This is a genomic window from Fertoeibacter niger (assembly GCF_009380135.2).
Lineage (GTDB): Bacteria > Pseudomonadota > Alphaproteobacteria > Rhodobacterales > Rhodobacteraceae > Fertoeibacter > Fertoeibacter niger.
In genome coordinates, this window is the sequence record NZ_WHUT02000003.1 from 129,956 (window position 1) to 145,335 (window position 15,380).

The window sequence follows — 15,380 nt, forward strand, 5'->3', positions numbered from 1 at the left end:
CGCGCCTCAGCGCTGGCTCTCACGCCAGCGCGGGTTGAGCTTCGGCTCCTGATTCGCGGGTGGCAGCGGCGCGCGGCCCAGCAGGTGATCGGCTGCCTTTTCGCCCACCATGATCGATGGCGCGTTGAGATTGCCATTGGTCACGCGCGGAAAGATCGAACTGTCGGCCACCCGCAGCCCGTCCACCCCGATCACCCGGCATTCCGGATCGACCACCGCCAGCGGGTCATCGCGCCGGCCGATCCGCGCGGTGCCACAGGGATGATAGGCGCTTTCGGCGTGATCCCGGATGAAGGCATCCAGTTCGGCATCGCTCTGCAGGGATGAGCCCGGCTGAATTTCGTGTTTCACGAAGGGCTTGAAGGATTCTTGCGCGAAAATTTCGCGCGTCAGGCGGATGCAGCGGCGGAAGTCGTCCCAATCCTCGGGCTGCGACATGTAGTTGAAGCGAATCACGGGGGGCGCTGCGGGGTCGGCCGAGCGCAGCGTGACAGACCCGCGCGAGGTTGAACGCATCGGACCGACATGCGCCTGAAAGCCATGGCCTTCGGCAGCCGCGCGTCCGTCATAACGCACCGCGATAGGCAGGAAATGATACTGGATATCGGGATAGTCCACCCCCGCCTTTGACCGGATGAAGGCGCAGGCCTCGAACTGATTGGAGGCCCCGAGGCCCGTCTTGGTAAACAGCCACTGTGCCCCGATCAGCGCCTTGCCCCAGAGATTCCAGTATTTATACAAAGTGATCGGCTGCAAACTTGCAAATTGCAGATACAACTCAAGATGATCCTGCAAATTCGCGCCAACGCCGGGCCGGTCGGCGATGACCGGAATGCCATGGCCTGCCAGATGCCCCGCCGGGCCAATACCGGAAAGCATCAGCAATTTCGGGGTGTTGAGCGACGATGCTGCCAAAACAACTTCGCGGTTCGCCCGCAAGACCTCAATCGTTCCACGCCGGTCGATTTCCACACCCATGGCCCGGCCGTCTTCGATCACGACACGCCGCGCCAGCCCCCGCACCAGCCGCAGCCTGCCGGATTTATGCGCGGGTTTCAGATAGGCATTGGCCGCTGACCAGCGCCGCCCGCGCCAGATGGTCGCCTCCATCGGGCCAAAACCCTCTTGCGCCTCGCCGTTGTAGTCGGGCGTCACCGGATAGCCGGCCTGTGCGCCTGCAGTGATGAAGGCGTTGAACAGCGGGTTCGCACGCGGGCCACGGGTGATGTGCAACGGCCCGTCATGGCCGCGCCAATCGGCGTCACCCTCGCCGTGCCAATGCTCCATCCGCTTGAAATAGGGCAGCACATCGGCATAGGCCCAGCCCTGCGCACCACTGTCGGACCAGTGGTCAAAGTCGCGCGCATGGCCGCGAACATAGACCATGCCGTTGATCGAGGATGATCCGCCGATCACCTTGCCGCGCGGCGTGGCCAGCACACGACCACCCAGATGTGGTTCCGGTTCAGACTTCAGCCCCCAGTCGTAGAGGCTCATGTTCATCGGATAGGACAGCGCCCCAGGCATCTGGATGAATGGCCCGGCATCGGACCCGCCGTGTTCCACCACCGTCACCGTCGCCCCGGCCTCGGTCAGCCGGTAGGCCATGGCGCAACCGGCCGAACCGGCGCCCACAATCACGAAATCGCTGCTCATCCGGCCATCCCCGCGCTGTGGCACTCAATACGGCGCATCGACCGGACCCATACCGACATAGACAGATTTCACCTGTGTGTAATGTTCCACCGCCGCACGCCCGTTTTCGCGCCCCACACCTGACAGCTTCACCCCGCCAAAGGGGGCCTCAACCGGGGTCAGGTTATAGGCGTTGATCCAGCAGGTGCCCGCCTGCAAGGCCGCCACAACCCGGTGCGCCCGCGTCAGATCGGCGGTGAACACACCGGCGGCCAGGCCAAAGGCCGTGGCATTGGCGCGGCTGACAACCTCGGCCTCATCATCGAAATCCAGCACGGCCATGACGGGGCCGAACACCTCGTCCTGTGCCAGCTGCATGTCGTCGGTCACATTTGCAAACACTGTGGGTTGCAAATAGCACTCACCCACCGCAGCACCGCCGCAAACAAGCACTGCGCCTTGCCTTTGGGCGGTGTCCACATGCGCCATCACCCGATCACGCTGCGCGACAGAGACCAGCGGCCCCATCTGTGTCGCCGGATCCAGCGGATCGCCCAGCTTGATCGTCGCCGTGCGCTCCGCCAGCCGTGCCAGAAACCGCGCCTTGATGCCACGCTGCACGAACACCCGCGTCCCGTTGGAGCATACCTGCCCCGCGGAATAGAAATTCCCCAGCATCGCTGCGCCAACGGCGCTTTCCAGATCGGCATCGTCAAAGATGATCAGCGGCGATTTGCCGCCCAGTTCCATCGTCACATGGCGCAGACCCTCGGCCGCCGCCGCGTAAACCCGCCGGCCCGTGGGCACCGAGCCGGTCAGCGACACTTTCGCCACCCGCGCATCTGTCACCAACGCCGCACCCACGGCACCGCGCCCCTGCACCACATTGAACAGCCCGGGCGGCAGACCGGCCTCCACCAGAATTTCGGCCAGTTTCAAGGCGCCCAGCGGTGTGACCTCTGACGGTTTGAACACCATGGCATTGCCCAGTGCCAGCGCGGGCGCAGCCTTCCAGCAGGCGATCTGGCTGGGGTAGTTCCAGGCCCCGATACCGACGCAAACCCCCAGCGGTTCGCGCAGCGTATAGACGAAATCAGCCCCCAGCGGAATGGTTTCCCCCGTGACCGAAGGCGCCAATCCGGCAAAGAATTCAAGGGCATCCGCCCCCGATGGCCAGTCGGCCACCAGGGTTTCCTGAATGGGTTTTCCGGTGTCCAGCGTTTCCAGCCGGGCAAGATCATCATTGCGCGCGCGGATAAGATCGGCGGCACGGCGCAGGATGCGCGCGCGTTCCACCGGCCGCGTGGCCGCCCAGGCCCGTTGCGCCTGTTCGGCGGCTGCAAGGGCGCGGTCGATGATGGCGGGTGTCGCCTCATGCAGCTGCGCGATCACCTCGCCGGTCGCGGGATATATCACCTCGATCACGGCCCCCGCCGGATCGTCGGCATAGGCACCCGCAATGAAATGGCTGGCCGTAGGTTGCGCCCTCATGCGCCTGCCCCCTTCATCTGCCGGTCAAGATAGGTCAGCACAGTTGCCACAGCGGCGCCCCCATCGGGTGTGCCGCCTTTCAGCGCCTCGCGCAGATACACGCCGTCAATCAGCGCGCCCAGGCCATCGGCCACGGCCCCAGCCCTGTCATCCACCAAAGGCCGCAAACAAAACAACAGGTTAGACCGCAACCGCCGCTGATAAACCGCCAGCAACCGACGCGCCTCTGGCACGGTCTGCGCCAGAACGTAAAAGTTCAGCCAGGCCCCAACCACCTCACGCCGGAAATTCGCCGGGCTGAACGAGGCGCGCAGAATGGCCATCAGCCGCTGTTCCGGCCCGTCGACTGCCAACAACGCGCCGCGCACCTCGGCGCCATACAGCGACAGCACATGCCGCATCGCGGCCAGAAACATCGCCTCCTTGCCGCCGAAATAGTGATGCGCCAGCGCCGAGGACATGCCCGCACGCTTGGCAATCTGGCTGACCGTCACGTCCAGACTGCCGCTGCGCCCGATCTCGACAATCGTGGCTTTGACCAGCGCGGCCTTTCGGATAGGCTCCATTCCAAGTTTCGGCATTGGCAGACCTCAACAAAACCCTTGCCAAACCGAGATAAGGTGAAGTTTATTGACTCGTCAATCAACAAAAAACAGGGAGCCATCATGACCACTTTCCGCACCCCCTTGCTGACCGCCGCCCTGCTGGCGCTGACCAACCCGGCCTTTGCCGCCTGCGACAAGGTGATCTTTTCCGACGTCGGCTGGACGGACATTACCGCCACGACAGCAGCAACCTCGGTGATACTGGAGGCGCTGGGGTATGAGACTGAGACGAAAATCCTTTCTGTGCCCGTGACTTACCAGTCGCTTGCCGGGGGTGATGTCGATGTGTTCCTGGGCAACTGGATGCCCACGATGGAGGCCGACATCGCGCCCTACCGCGATGCGAAAACCGTGGACACAGTGCGCACCAACCTGACCGGGGCGAAATACACGCTGGCGACGAACAAGGCCGGGGCCGATCTGGGCATCACCGATTTTGCCGCTCTGGCCGCCAATGCCGATGCGCTGGAGGGCAAGATCTATGGTATCGAAGCCGGCAACGACGGCAACCGGATCATCCTGGACATGATCGAAAAGGATGCGTTTGGTCTGAAGGATTTCGACGTGGTGGAATCCTCGGAACAGGGCATGCTGGCGCAGGTGGCCCGCGCCGATGGCCGTGGTGAGCCGGTGGTGTTCCTGGGCTGGGCCCCGCATCCGATGAACGCCAATTTCGAACTGACATATCTGGCCGGTGGTGACGATTTCTTTGGCCCCAACTTTGGCGGTGCCGAAGTGGCGACCAACACCCGCGCGGGCTATGTGGCGGAATGCCCGAACACCGGCAAGCTGTTGCAGAACCTGGAGTTTTCCCTCGAGATGGAAAACGAGATCATGGGCGCGATCCTGAATGACGGGGCCGACCCGAAAGAGGCCGCGAAAGCCTGGCTGGCCGCCAATCCCGCCGCCGTGACACCCTGGCTGGCGGGTGTGACCACAAAGGACGGTGGCGATGCCGCCGCCGCCGTAACCGCCGCGCTGCAATAAGCGCCCTTCGGCCCCGGCAAGACCGGGGCCTTTTTCTATCCGGCAGCGGGGCAGAATGGACTGGTTGACAGACTACAAGATTCCGGTGGGCAGAACTGCAAAGTCTGTTTTCGACTGGTTGCAAAACCATGGCGCGCCGATTTTCGATGCGGTGGCGCTTGCGTTGGAAAGCCTTATCGACGCGATCCTCTGGGTGCTGCAAAGCCCGCCGCCGCTGGCGATCATCGCCTGTTTCGTGGCGCTGACCTGGGGTTTGCAAAGATCGTGGAAGACCTGTTTGCTGGTTTTGCTGGGCTTTCTGTTCATCCTCAACCAGGATTATTGGGAGGAGACGACCGAAAGCCTGACACTGGTGCTGTCAGCCTGCGTGGTCTGCATGGGGCTGGGCGTGCCGATCGGCATCGCTGCGGCGCACCGGCCCCGGCTGTATGGCTATATGGTGCCGGTGCTTGACCTGATGCAGACTCTGCCAACCTTTGTCTATCTCATTCCGGCTATTGTGTTTTTTGGCATCGGCATGGTGCCGGGGCTGATTGCTACGGTGATTTTCGTGCTGCCCGCGCCGATCCGGCTGACGCATCTAGGCATTTCCAGCACACCGCAGGCGCTGCTGGAGGCGGCGACCGCCTTTGGCGCGACCCCCCGGCAACGGCTGTGGAAGGTGGAACTGCCCTATGCCCTGCCGCAGATCATGACCGGGCTGAACCAGACCATCATGCTGTCGCTGTCGATGGTGGTGATTGCGGCGCTGGTCGGGGCCAATGGCTTGGGCGTGCCGGTGGTGCGGGCGCTGAACTCGGTCAATACCGCTTTGGGGTTTGAATCCGGATTCATCATTGTGGTGGTGGCCATCGTTCTTGACCGGATGCTGAGGGTGACACGCGCATGAATGCTGTCGAATTCGACCGGGTGAGCATCGTTTTCGGCGATCACCCCGACCGTGCGCTGCCGCTGATGGATCAGGGCCAGACCCGGGCCCAGGTGCAGCAGGCGACGGGGCAGGTGCTGGGTGTGCATGATTGCAGCCTGACGGTGGCCAAGGGTGAAATCCTTGTTCTGATGGGGCTTTCCGGCTCGGGCAAATCCACCTTGCTGCGGGCGGTGAACGGGTTGAACCCCGTGGTGCGGGGCCGGGTCATCGTGCATGACGGCGACTGGTCTTGCGATACCGCAAATTGCTCGCCCGCCGATCTGCTGCGTATCCGGCGCGAATGCATCGCCATGGTGTTTCAGGCCTTTGGCCTGCTGCCCTGGCGCACGGTGCGGGAAAATGTGGGTCTGGGGCTGGAGCTTGCGGGCCAGACCGCGGCGCAGCGCCGCGACCGGGTTGATGCGCAACTGGCGCTGGTGAACCTCACGCAATGGGCCGACCGGCGGGTGGGAGAGCTTTCGGGCGGCATGCAGCAACGCGTGGGGCTGGCACGCGCCTTTGTCACCGAAGCGCCCATCCTGTTGATGGACGAGCCTTTTTCAGCACTTGACCCACTGATCAGGGCACGTTTGCAAGATGAACTGCTGGATTTGCAAACCAAGCTGAAACGCACGATCATCTTTGTAAGCCACGATCTGGATGAGGCGTTCAAGATCGGCAACCGCATTGCGCTGATGGAGGGCGGGCGCATCGTGCAATGCGGCACGGCGCGCGAGATCATCGCCAATCCGGTGTCGGATTACGTCGCGGATTTTGTGGCCCACATGAATCCGCTGTCGGTGCTGACCGCGCGGGATGTTATGCAAAGTGGCCCTTCGCAGGCTTTGCAATCTGTCGATGTGGAAACGCCGGTGCGGCAGGTGATGGAACTGCTGCGCGACGGGGCCAAGGGCGTGGCCGTGACCGAGGGCGGTGCCGTCTGCGGCCATGTCCGCACCGAGACGGTGATGGCCCGGCTGATCAACCCGCGCGGGAACTGACAGCGGCGGATCACTCCGCCGCTTTGGCCACTTTTTTGACCACAGTTTTTTTCACTGCGGGGGTCTTGGCCGCCGGTTTCGCGGGCGATTTTGTCTCGGTTTTCGCGGCAGCCTTGGCCGCAGGTTTGGCGACCGCCTTCACCGCAGGCTTTTTCGCCGCCGCCGGCTTCTTCGCCACCTTGGCCTTGCCACCCTTGCCCGCCTTTTCGGCAATCAGGGCCATCGCCTCGTCCAGTGTCACGGCCTCGGGGGTGATCTCTTTCGGCAGGGTGGCATTGACTTTGCCCCACTTCACATAAGGGCCGTAACGCCCTGGCATCACGGCGATAATCCCGCCATCGGGGTGTTCACCCAGCTCTTTTATCGGCGCGGCTGCAACGGTGGCACCCCGGCCGCGCGTGGCCTTTTGCGCCAGAACCTCGACCGCGCGGTTCATGCCGATGGTGAACACCTCGTCCACATCGGCAAGGTTCGCGTAGGTGGTGTTGTGCTTTACATAGGGGCCATAGCGCCCGATGGCGGCCTCGATCATCGCGCCATCCTCGGGGTGCGGGCCCACCGGACGCGGCAGGTTCAGCAGCAGCAAGGCCCGCTCCAGATCTATGCTGTCGGGCGCCCAACCCTTGGGCAGGCTGGCGCGCGGGGGTTTCGGCTCGGCCTCGCTCGCCTCGCCACGCTGCACATAGGGGCCGAAACGCCCGGCGCGCAGGCTGATGTTCAGGCCGTTATCATCCTGGCCCAGCACCTTGCCATCGGGCGAAATCGCGCCATCCTCGTCGCCCGAAACCGAGATCGGGCGGGTATAGCGGCATTCGGGATAGTTGCCGCAGCCGATGAAGGCCCCGCCGCCCCGCGCCGTCTTCAGATGGAGCCGCCCGGTGCCGCAGACCTGGCACACGCGAGGGTCTGACCCGTCAGCGCGCAGCGGGTAAAGATGCGGCGCCAGAAATTCGTCAATCTTCGTCAGCACTTCGCCGATGCGCAGATCGGCGGTTTCCGCAATGGCCGCCGAGAAATCGCGCCAGAAACGGGCAAGCACATCTTTGTAGTTGCGCTCGCCCGCCGACACGTCGTCAAGCTCGCCCTCAAGATCGGCGGTAAAGTCATACTCCACATATTTGCGGAAGTAATTTGACAGGAAAGCCGTCACCAGCCGCCCCTTGTCTTCGGGGAACAGCCGGTTCTTGTCCTTGCGCACATATTCGCGGTCAACGATCGTGGTCAGGATCGAGGCATAGGTGGAGGGGCGGCCGATGCCCAGCTCTTCCATGCGTTTCACCAGCGTGGCTTCGGTGTAGCGCGGTGGCGGTTGGGTAAAGTGTTGTTCGGGCTGCACTTTGCGCTTTTCGGCAGCCTCGCCCTGCATGATCTGCGGCAGGCGGCCCTCGTCATCATCCTCGTCGTCGCGGCCTTCCTCGTAGACTTTCAGAAAGCCGTCGAACAGCACCACCTGCCCCGTCGCGCGCAGCACGATCTGGGCATCATCGCTGCCCACATCCACCGTCGTGCGTTCCAGCCGGGCGGCAGACATCTGGCTGGCAATCGTGCGTTTCCAGATCAGGTCGTAAAGCTTGCGCTGGTCGGCCTCGGTCAGCCGCAGATCATCTGCCGCCGCCGCCATGTCGGTGGGGCGGATGCATTCATGCGCCTCCTGCGCGTTCTTGGCCTTGTTCTTGTAGAGCCGCGGGGTGTCGGGCACATAGGCGGCACCGAAACGCGCCTTGATCGCATCACGTGCCTGGGTCACGGCCTCGGGGGCCATGTCGATGCCGTCGGTGCGCATATAGGTGATGTGCCCGGCCTCATACAGCCGCTGCGCCGCGTTCATGCATTGCTTGGCCCCCATGCCGAATTTGCGGCTGGCCTCTTGTTGCAGGGTCGAGGTCATGAAGGGCGCCGAGGGGTTGCGGCTGGCGGGCTTTGCCTCGACCGACAGCACCGTCAATGTTCGATTATTGACAGAATGCACCGCAAGTTCGGCGGCTTCGGCAGTTGGAATGTCGAATTTGTCCAGCTTGCGGCCACCCAGAACGGTCAGCCTCGCCTCGAATTCCTGGCCCCTTGGCGTGGCCAAAGTGGCCCCCACCGTCCAGAATTCGCGGGCGCGGAACGCCTCGATCTCCATCTCGCGTTCCACGATCAGCCGCAGGCAGACCGATTGCACCCGCCCCGCCGATTTGGCCCCCGGCAGCTTGCGCCACAACACCGGCGACAGGTTGAACCCCACCAGATAATCCAGCGCGCGGCGGGCGAGGTAAGCATCGACCAGCGGCACATCCACCTGGCGCGGATTTTTCATCGCCTCGGTCACGGCCTGCTTGGTGATCGCGTTGAAAGTAACGCGGCTAACCTTGGTGCCCTTCTTGATGCTCGACGCCAGCGCCTCTTGCAGATGCCAGGAAATCGCCTCGCCCTCGCGGTCGGGGTCGGTGGCCAGAATCAGTTCATTGTCAGACTTCAGCGCCTCGGCAATGGCGCGCACATGTTTCTTGCTGTCGGCGGCAACTTCCCATGTCATGGCGAAATCGGCCTCGGTATCGACCGAGCCATCCTTCGGCGGCAGGTCGCGGACATGCCCGTAAGAGGCCAGAACCGTATAGTCGGCGCCGAGATACTTGTTGATTGTCTTGGCCTTGGCCGGAGACTCGACGACGACGACTGCCATGAAAACCTCTGTTTCGCTCACCCTTGACGGTGGCGGCGCAAGATGTGGGCGAAGCGAGGCGCTTGTCAAGGAAGGGCTTTGCGGCCCAGGCCCGGGCGACGTCAGACGGCGCGCGACAAAAGGCCCCCGGCCTGGCGCAGGATCTTGCCTTCCAGTTCCAGCGTCAGCAGTTCGGGCGCGATATGGGCCGAGGGCATGGCCAGATCGCGGATCAGCTGGTCTTCGGCCAGCGGGCTGGGCCCCAGCCGGTCAAGGATGCGGCTGTGCAGGGCGGCAATCTCGGCCAGCGGGCGTGATGCAGGCACGGGGCCGGGCAAGGGTGACGCGTGACGCGGCGGTGGGGCCTGCACCACGGCGCGGGGCATGGCAGGCTGCGTCGCCTCTGCCCGCCCGATAGCCTCGATCACGTCTCCGGCATGACGGATCAGGGTCGCACCGTCACGCAACAGCATGTTGCAGCCAGCAGCCCTTGCATCGAACGGATGGCCCGGCACGGCAAAAACCTCGCGTCCCTGATCAAGTGCCGTGCGCGCGGTAATCAGGCTGCCCGACCGCGCCGCAGCCTCGACCACGATCACCGCGCGGGCCAGCCCGGCCACGATGCGGTTGCGCAGCGGAAAGTGCCTGGCCTGCGGTTCGGTGCCCGGCGGCTGTTCCGACACACGGCAGCCCTGTGCGGCGATCTGCGCGGCCAGTGCGGCATTCTCTGCCGGATAGACCACATCCACCCCGCCCGCCTGCACCGCCACGGTGCCGCTGGCCAGCGCCGACGCATGGGCCGCCGCATCAATGCCGCGCGCCAGCCCCGACACGATGACGAAACCCGCCTCGGCCAGCCCTGTTGCCAGCCGGTCGGCCATCCGCAGCCCCAAGGATGACGCATTGCGCGCCCCCACCAGCGCCACCATGGGCCGGTTCAAAAGCGCGGCATCGCCCTGCACCCACAAAAGTGGTGGCGCGTCGGGCAGGTCGGCCAGCGCCACCGGATAGCCCGGCCCGCCAAAGGCCAGCAGCCGCGCGCCCGCCAGCCGTCCCTGGGCCAGTTCGTGCCGCGCCACCTCGACCGGGCAGGCTGCATACCCCTCGACCCCCGCGGCACGGGCGATGCCGGGCAGCGCCGCCAGCGCCGCCGCCGCCGTGCCATGATCGGCCAGCAAGCGGTGGAATGTCACCGGCCCCACCCTGCGGGAACGAATGAGGCGCAGGCGCGACAGAAGATCATCCTCCGTCAGGGGGGTGTGGTGGGGGTGGGGTGAGAAAGACAATCCCATGGCCATCGCAACCTCGCCTCATTCGCGAGTCGCAGCCTGCCCCATGCAAGGTTAACGCGAGATGAATCTTTTCGCCGCCCCTCAAAACCACGCCACATTTCTGCCGCAATCCGTCGCGCTGTCACCTTGGCAAAAACATCCCCGCCGCTGCCGCAGGCCCACCACAGCGATCCCGGTTGAACGGCGCGCCAAAACAGGATCAGATGCACGGCAACACTGGCCCGCCCGGGCCCGCAAACGGAGCCTGCCATGCTGAACGCCGAAGTTGCCAAACGCCGTGACGATGCCATTTCGCGTGGCGTGGGGATGATGACGCAGATCTACGCCGACCGCGCGCTGAACGCCGAGGTCTGGGATATCGAGGGCAACCGCTATATCGACTTTGCCGCCGGGATCGCGGTGGTCAACACCGGCCATTGCCATCCGCGCGTCATGGCGGCGGTGGCCGAGCAGATGGGCCGCTTCACCCACACCTGCCACCAGGTGCTGCCCTACGAATCCTATATCCGTCTTGCCGAGCGGCTGAACGCCGCCGTTCCGGGCGATTTCGCCAAGAAAACCGTGTTTGTTACCACGGGGGCCGAGGCCTGCGAGAATGCGGTAAAGATCGCCCGCATCGCCACGGGGCGCAACGGCGTCATCGCCTTTGGCGGGGCGTTCCATGGCCGCACCTACATGGGCATGAGCCTGACCGGCAAGGTGGAGCCCTACAAGAAAGGCTTCGGCGCGATGATGCCCGATGTGTGGCATGTGCCCTTCCCGCAGGATGTGCATGGCGTATCCACCGCCGATGCGATGGCGGGCATTACCAAGCTGTTCAAGGCCGATCTCGACCCGGCCCGCGTCGCCGCCATCATCTTTGAACCCGTGCAGGGCGAGGGCGGCTTTTACCCCGCGCCCAAGGAGCTGGTGCGCGCCATCCGCAAGCTGTGTGACGAGCATGGCATCGTGATGATCGCGGATGAGGTGCAGACTGGCTTTGCCCGCACCGGCACGCTGTTTGCGATGCATGGCTATGATGTGGCCGCCGATATCACCACCATGGCCAAGGGGCTGGCGGGCGGGTTGCCGCTGGCGGCCGTGACCGGGCGGGCGGAACTGATGGATGCGGCCCACCCCGGCGGTCTGGGCGGCACCTATGGCGGCAACCCGCTGGGCATCGCCGCCGCCAATGCCGTGCTGGACGTGATTGAAGAGGAAGACCTTTGCGCGCGTGCCAACGAACTGGGCGGGCGGCTGAAGCAGCGGCTGGAGGCGATACGCTCTGTCACGCCGGAAATCAGCGACATCCGTGGCCCCGGCTTCATGGTGGCGGTGGAATTCGCCAACCCCGGCAATCACGAGCCCGATGCGGGTCTGACCAACCGCATCCGCATGGAGGCTTTGAAGCGCGGGCTGATCCTGCTGACCTGCGGCGTTTACGGCAATGTCATCCGCTTCCTTGCGCCGATCACCATTCCCGATGCGCATTTCGCCGAGGCGATGGAGATTCTCGAGGCGTCGGTGGCAGCAGCCCGGCAGGGCTGAACAGCGGGGCTGAACGGGGCTGCGGGCGGGAAACCGCCCGTTTGGCACAATGGCCGGGAACAAACCGGTGCCGCGAACGTTGTTCAACGTAGTCAACCGACTGAACCCCGTTCAACATGAGGCCGCCATGAAAAAGTTCCTTCTGATCCTGCCGCTGCTGGCGCTGACCGCCTGCGAAACCTCCAACCAGAACGCCGCTGCCGGCGCTTTGGGTGGCGCGGCCCTTGGTGCCGCCGTGTCGGGCAGCGATGACCGGCTGACCGGCGCGCTGGTCGGTGCCGCTGTTGGCGTCGCCGCATCCACCCTGATCGGCCCGGCCCCGCAAAGTGGCCAGTGCTATTACCGCAATGCCAGCGGCCAGCGGTTCATCGCCGCCTGCTGAACCGGCCTGCATTCTTGTGCCGGGCGCAACCTTTGCTTGCGCCCGGCATTTTCATGCGCAATTTATGCGGGTGCGGCCCCGGCCCCCGCAGCGCGCTTGGCAAGGCGCGCAACTGCGCCTACAAGACCGCAACGCGATCCAGCGCCCCAAGATCGAAGGCCATCCGTTGTCCGCGCAAACCGCCTCTCCCGGCATAGTGCTGGAAAATGTCAGCTTCGCCGTGGCGGGAAACCCGATCCTGTCGGGGCTGACCGCGCATCTGACCGAACAGCGCATTGGCATTCTGGGGCGTAACGGGTCGGGCAAGACCACGCTGCTGCGGCTGCTGGCCGGGCTGGTCGGACCCACATCCGGGCGTATCCGCCTCAACGGCATTGATCCCGCAGCCGACCGCAAGGCGGCGCTGAACGCCATCGGCATCCTGTTCCAGAACCCCGATCATCAGATCATCTTTCCCACGGTGGAGGAGGAGCTGGCCTTTGGCCTGCGGCAAAAGGGGCACAGCGCACCGGCCGCACGGGCGCTGGCGCTGCTGGCACTGGCCGAACACGGGCGCGAACACTGGGCCTCGGCCTCGGTTCACAGCCTGTCGCAGGGCCAGCGGCATTTCCTGTGCCTGCTGTCGGTGCTGATCATGAGCCCGCAGACCATCCTGCTGGACGAGCCGTTTTCGGGGCTGGACCTGCCCACGCAAACCCGGCTGACGCGGCTCTTGTCAACCCTGCCGCAGCGGCTGGTGACGATCACCCACGACCCCGCGATGGTCGAGGGTTATGACCGCGTGCTGTGGCTGGCTGACGGGCGCATTCACCGCGACGGCCCGGCAGCCGAGGTGGCTGCGGAATTCCGGGCCGAGATGGCCCGGCTGGGCGACGCCGATGCTGACGCTGACCACCCCGTTTGAAACGCCGCTGCACCGCCTGCCCGCCGGGCTGAAACTGGCGGCACTGGCGGGCACCACGCTGGTTCTGGTGCCGCTGGGCGATCTGCGGCTGATCGGGCTGGCGGCAGGCATGGTGGTGGCGCTGCATCTGGCGCTGGGGTGGCGGCTGACGCGCCATGCGGCGGCCATGCTGCGCCCGCTTTGGCCGTTTCTGCTGGTCTTGGCGTTGTGGCATGGCATCACCGGGGCCTGGGCGGCCGGGCTGGGCATCGGGCTGAAGATGCTCAGCGCGGTGGCCTTGGCCAATCTGGTGACGATGACCACCCGGCTGGATGCTATGATTGCGGTGCTGGAGCGGGTGGCCGCCCCCCTTGCCCGCATCGGCCTGCAACCCCGGCTGCTGGCGCTGGCCATTGCGCTGGTCATCCGCTTTACCCCGGTGCTGCTGGACCGCGCACGGCAGTTGATAGAGGCCTGGCGCGCCCGCAATCCCCGCCGGCCCAGCTGGCGCATCGTGCTGCCGGTGACGCTGATGGCACTGGACGAGGCCGATCACGTGGCCGAAGCCCTGCGCGCGCGGGGTGGCCTGTAGCTGGTTTGCACGGTTTGCAAAGGCAATTTGCAGAGCGTATTTGCAAGATTTGTAGATAAAATTTGCAGATTAGCCGGAAAATGTGGCGTCGAGGCTTGACCCATGACGCAAAATATCCGCCAAAAGGCGCAAAGACCGAAAGGGGACACCGGATCATGGAACGCAACCTTACCCATATCGCCTTGTTCGCCGCATTGATCGCGGTGCTGGGGCTGGTGCCGAAGATTGATCTGGTGGCCGTGCCGATCACCGCGCAGTCGCTGGGCATCATGCTGTGCGGCACGGTGCTGGGCGCGAAACGCGGCGCGCTTGCCGTGCTGCTGTTTCTGGCGCTGGTGGCGCTGGGTCTGCCGCTGCTGGCGGGCGGGCGCGGCGGGCTTGGCGTGTTCGTCGGGCCATCGGCAGGCTATCTGGTGGGGTTTCCTCTGGGCGCCTTTGTGGCAGGCTGGATCGTGGAAAAATGGTCGGCCCCCATCGGCATCGCCGCCTTGGCTGGGGCCTTTGCCGGCGGCATCGTTGTGGTCACGCTTTGCGGAATCGCCGGCATGGCCCTGGTGCTGGGCAAGACCCTGCCCGAGGCCACGCTGCTGGCCCTGCCGTTTCTGGCTGGTGATCTGCTGAAAGTGGCGATCTGCGCCGCCCTGACACGCGGCCTGGCGCGGCTGCGCCCCGAGGCGCTGCTGTCGCGGGCCTGAGGCCGGTGGCGACACCCGCCGATCCGGGGGCGGAATTTTCCGCTCTGGCCCGTTCGCGGCGGTCGGTGCGTGCATTCCGCCCCGACCCCGTGCCGCGCGCCATGGTCGAGGCGCTGCTGGAAACCGCGCGCACGGCACCTTCCGGTGCCAACCTGCAACCGGGGCGGTTCATCGCGCTGGCGGGCGCACCATTGGCCGCGCTGGTCGCCGAACTGGAGACGGCGCTGGATGCGGGCCGCCCGCCGGTGGCCGAATATGCCTGGTTCCCCGATCCGATGCCCGCCACGCTGAAGGCACGCCAGCGCGCGGCGGGCTATGCGCTTTACACAGCACTGGGGATCGACCGGCGCGATCTGGCCAGGCGGCGCGCGCAGTTCCGCCGCAACTTCCGGTTTTTCGATGCGCCGGTGGGGATCGTGGTGACGCTGGAGCGCAGCATGGGGCCGGGTGCGTTTCTTGACCTGGGCATGGCGATGCAGACGCTGCACCTTGCCGCCACGGCGGCGGGGCTGGCCAGTTGCGGCATCGGTGCCTTGGCGCAGCATGCCGATGTGGTGCAGCAGAGCCTGAGCTTGCCGCCGCAGGAGATGGTGATCTGCGGTCTGGCACTGGGGTATGAAGACCCCGCAGCCCCGGCCAATGCCACCCGCACCAACCGCGCCGATCTGGCCGATTATGCGGAACTGCGCGGGTTTGAACGCTGAGGCCAGACGGTAGCCGGCGTGACAGCGGGGGT

General features: G+C 65.1%; 14 protein-coding genes. 9 read left to right on the plus strand and 5 right to left on the minus strand.

What is annotated here, in order from left to right; all coding sequences use genetic code 11:
• Positions 1-6: 6 nt before the first annotated feature.
• From betA to betI, 3 genes are read right to left on the minus strand one after another with little or no spacing between them, the layout of a single operon-like run.
• Positions 7-1,656 carry a choline dehydrogenase gene (gene betA / locus GEU84_RS06240; protein WP_152824856.1) on the minus strand — a complete coding sequence of 550 codons (1,650 nt, stop codon included), beginning with the start codon at positions 1,654-1,656 and terminating at the stop codon, positions 7-9.
• Positions 1,657-1,680: 24 nt separating this feature from the next.
• Positions 1,681-3,126: a betaine-aldehyde dehydrogenase gene (gene betB, locus GEU84_RS06245; RefSeq protein ID WP_152824854.1), complete on the minus strand. Its 1,446-nt coding sequence runs from the start codon at positions 3,124-3,126 to the stop codon at positions 1,681-1,683.
• Positions 3,123-3,707, minus strand: coding sequence for a choline-binding transcriptional repressor BetI (gene betI, locus GEU84_RS06250; protein WP_152824852.1), 585 nt, complete (start codon positions 3,705-3,707; stop codon positions 3,123-3,125). The genes betB and betI overlap by 4 nt, the downstream gene beginning before the upstream one ends.
• An 84-nt stretch (positions 3,708-3,791) precedes the next feature.
• Here betI and choX point away from each other — a divergent pair, with 84 nt between their 5' ends.
• Genes choX through choV form a run of 3 tightly spaced genes read left to right on the plus strand, consistent with a single transcriptional unit; the run spans position 3,792 to position 6,629 of the window.
• Positions 3,792-4,718 (plus strand): choline ABC transporter substrate-binding protein, encoded by a 927-nt coding sequence (gene choX, locus GEU84_RS06255; RefSeq protein ID WP_152824850.1) that lies wholly within the window; start codon positions 3,792-3,794, stop codon positions 4,716-4,718.
• A 55-nt stretch (positions 4,719-4,773) separates the two neighbouring features.
• Positions 4,774-5,607 (plus strand): choline ABC transporter permease subunit, encoded by an 834-nt coding sequence (gene choW, locus GEU84_RS06260; RefSeq protein WP_152824848.1) that lies wholly within the window; start codon positions 4,774-4,776, stop codon positions 5,605-5,607.
• On the plus strand, positions 5,604-6,629 hold the full coding sequence (gene choV, locus GEU84_RS06265) for a choline ABC transporter ATP-binding protein (RefSeq protein WP_152824845.1): 1,026 nt from the start codon (positions 5,604-5,606) through the stop codon (positions 6,627-6,629). Before choW ends, choV begins: the two co-directional genes overlap by 4 nt.
• 10 nt (positions 6,630-6,639) lie before the next feature.
• On the opposite strand, the gene topA is transcribed toward choV, so the two are convergent.
• Together topA and dprA are read right to left on the minus strand one after the other, a co-directional pair.
• Positions 6,640-9,294 carry a type I DNA topoisomerase gene (gene topA / locus GEU84_RS06270; protein WP_152824843.1) on the minus strand — a complete coding sequence of 885 codons (2,655 nt, stop codon included), beginning with the start codon at positions 9,292-9,294 and terminating at the stop codon, positions 6,640-6,642.
• Between the two features lie 101 nt (positions 9,295-9,395).
• The gene (dprA, locus tag GEU84_RS06275) at positions 9,396-10,565 is read right to left on the minus strand and encodes a DNA-processing protein DprA (protein ID WP_152824840.1); all 1,170 of its coding nucleotides are present in this window, start codon (positions 10,563-10,565) and stop codon (positions 9,396-9,398) included.
• A 249-nt stretch (positions 10,566-10,814) separates the two neighbouring features.
• Here dprA and GEU84_RS06280 point away from each other — a divergent pair, with 249 nt between their 5' ends.
• The 6 genes from GEU84_RS06280 to GEU84_RS06305 all read left to right on the plus strand — a co-directional run bounded on the left by GEU84_RS06280 (position 10,815) and on the right by GEU84_RS06305 (position 15,348).
• Positions 10,815-12,092 (plus strand): 4-aminobutyrate--2-oxoglutarate transaminase, encoded by a 1,278-nt coding sequence (locus GEU84_RS06280; protein ID WP_152824838.1) that lies wholly within the window; start codon positions 10,815-10,817, stop codon positions 12,090-12,092.
• A 127-nt stretch (positions 12,093-12,219) separates the two neighbouring features.
• The gene (locus GEU84_RS06285) at positions 12,220-12,474 is read left to right on the plus strand and encodes a glycine zipper 2TM domain-containing protein (RefSeq protein WP_152824836.1); all 255 of its coding nucleotides are present in this window, start codon (positions 12,220-12,222) and stop codon (positions 12,472-12,474) included.
• Between the two features lie 64 nt (positions 12,475-12,538).
• Positions 12,539-13,378, plus strand: a complete 840-nt coding sequence (locus GEU84_RS06290) for an energy-coupling factor ABC transporter ATP-binding protein (protein ID WP_152824834.1) — start codon at positions 12,539-12,541, stop codon at positions 13,376-13,378.
• Positions 13,353-13,949, plus strand: coding sequence for an energy-coupling factor transporter transmembrane component T family protein (locus GEU84_RS06295; RefSeq protein WP_152824832.1), 597 nt, complete (start codon positions 13,353-13,355; stop codon positions 13,947-13,949). Before GEU84_RS06290 ends, GEU84_RS06295 begins: the two co-directional genes overlap by 26 nt.
• 155 nt (positions 13,950-14,104) lie before the next feature.
• On the plus strand, positions 14,105-14,644 hold the full coding sequence (locus GEU84_RS06300) for a biotin transporter BioY (RefSeq protein ID WP_152824830.1): 540 nt from the start codon (positions 14,105-14,107) through the stop codon (positions 14,642-14,644).
• Positions 14,645-14,649: 5 nt separating this feature from the next.
• Positions 14,650-15,348 (plus strand): nitroreductase family protein, encoded by a 699-nt coding sequence (locus GEU84_RS06305; protein ID WP_174539356.1) that lies wholly within the window; start codon positions 14,650-14,652, stop codon positions 15,346-15,348.
• Positions 15,349-15,380 lie beyond the last annotated feature (32 nt).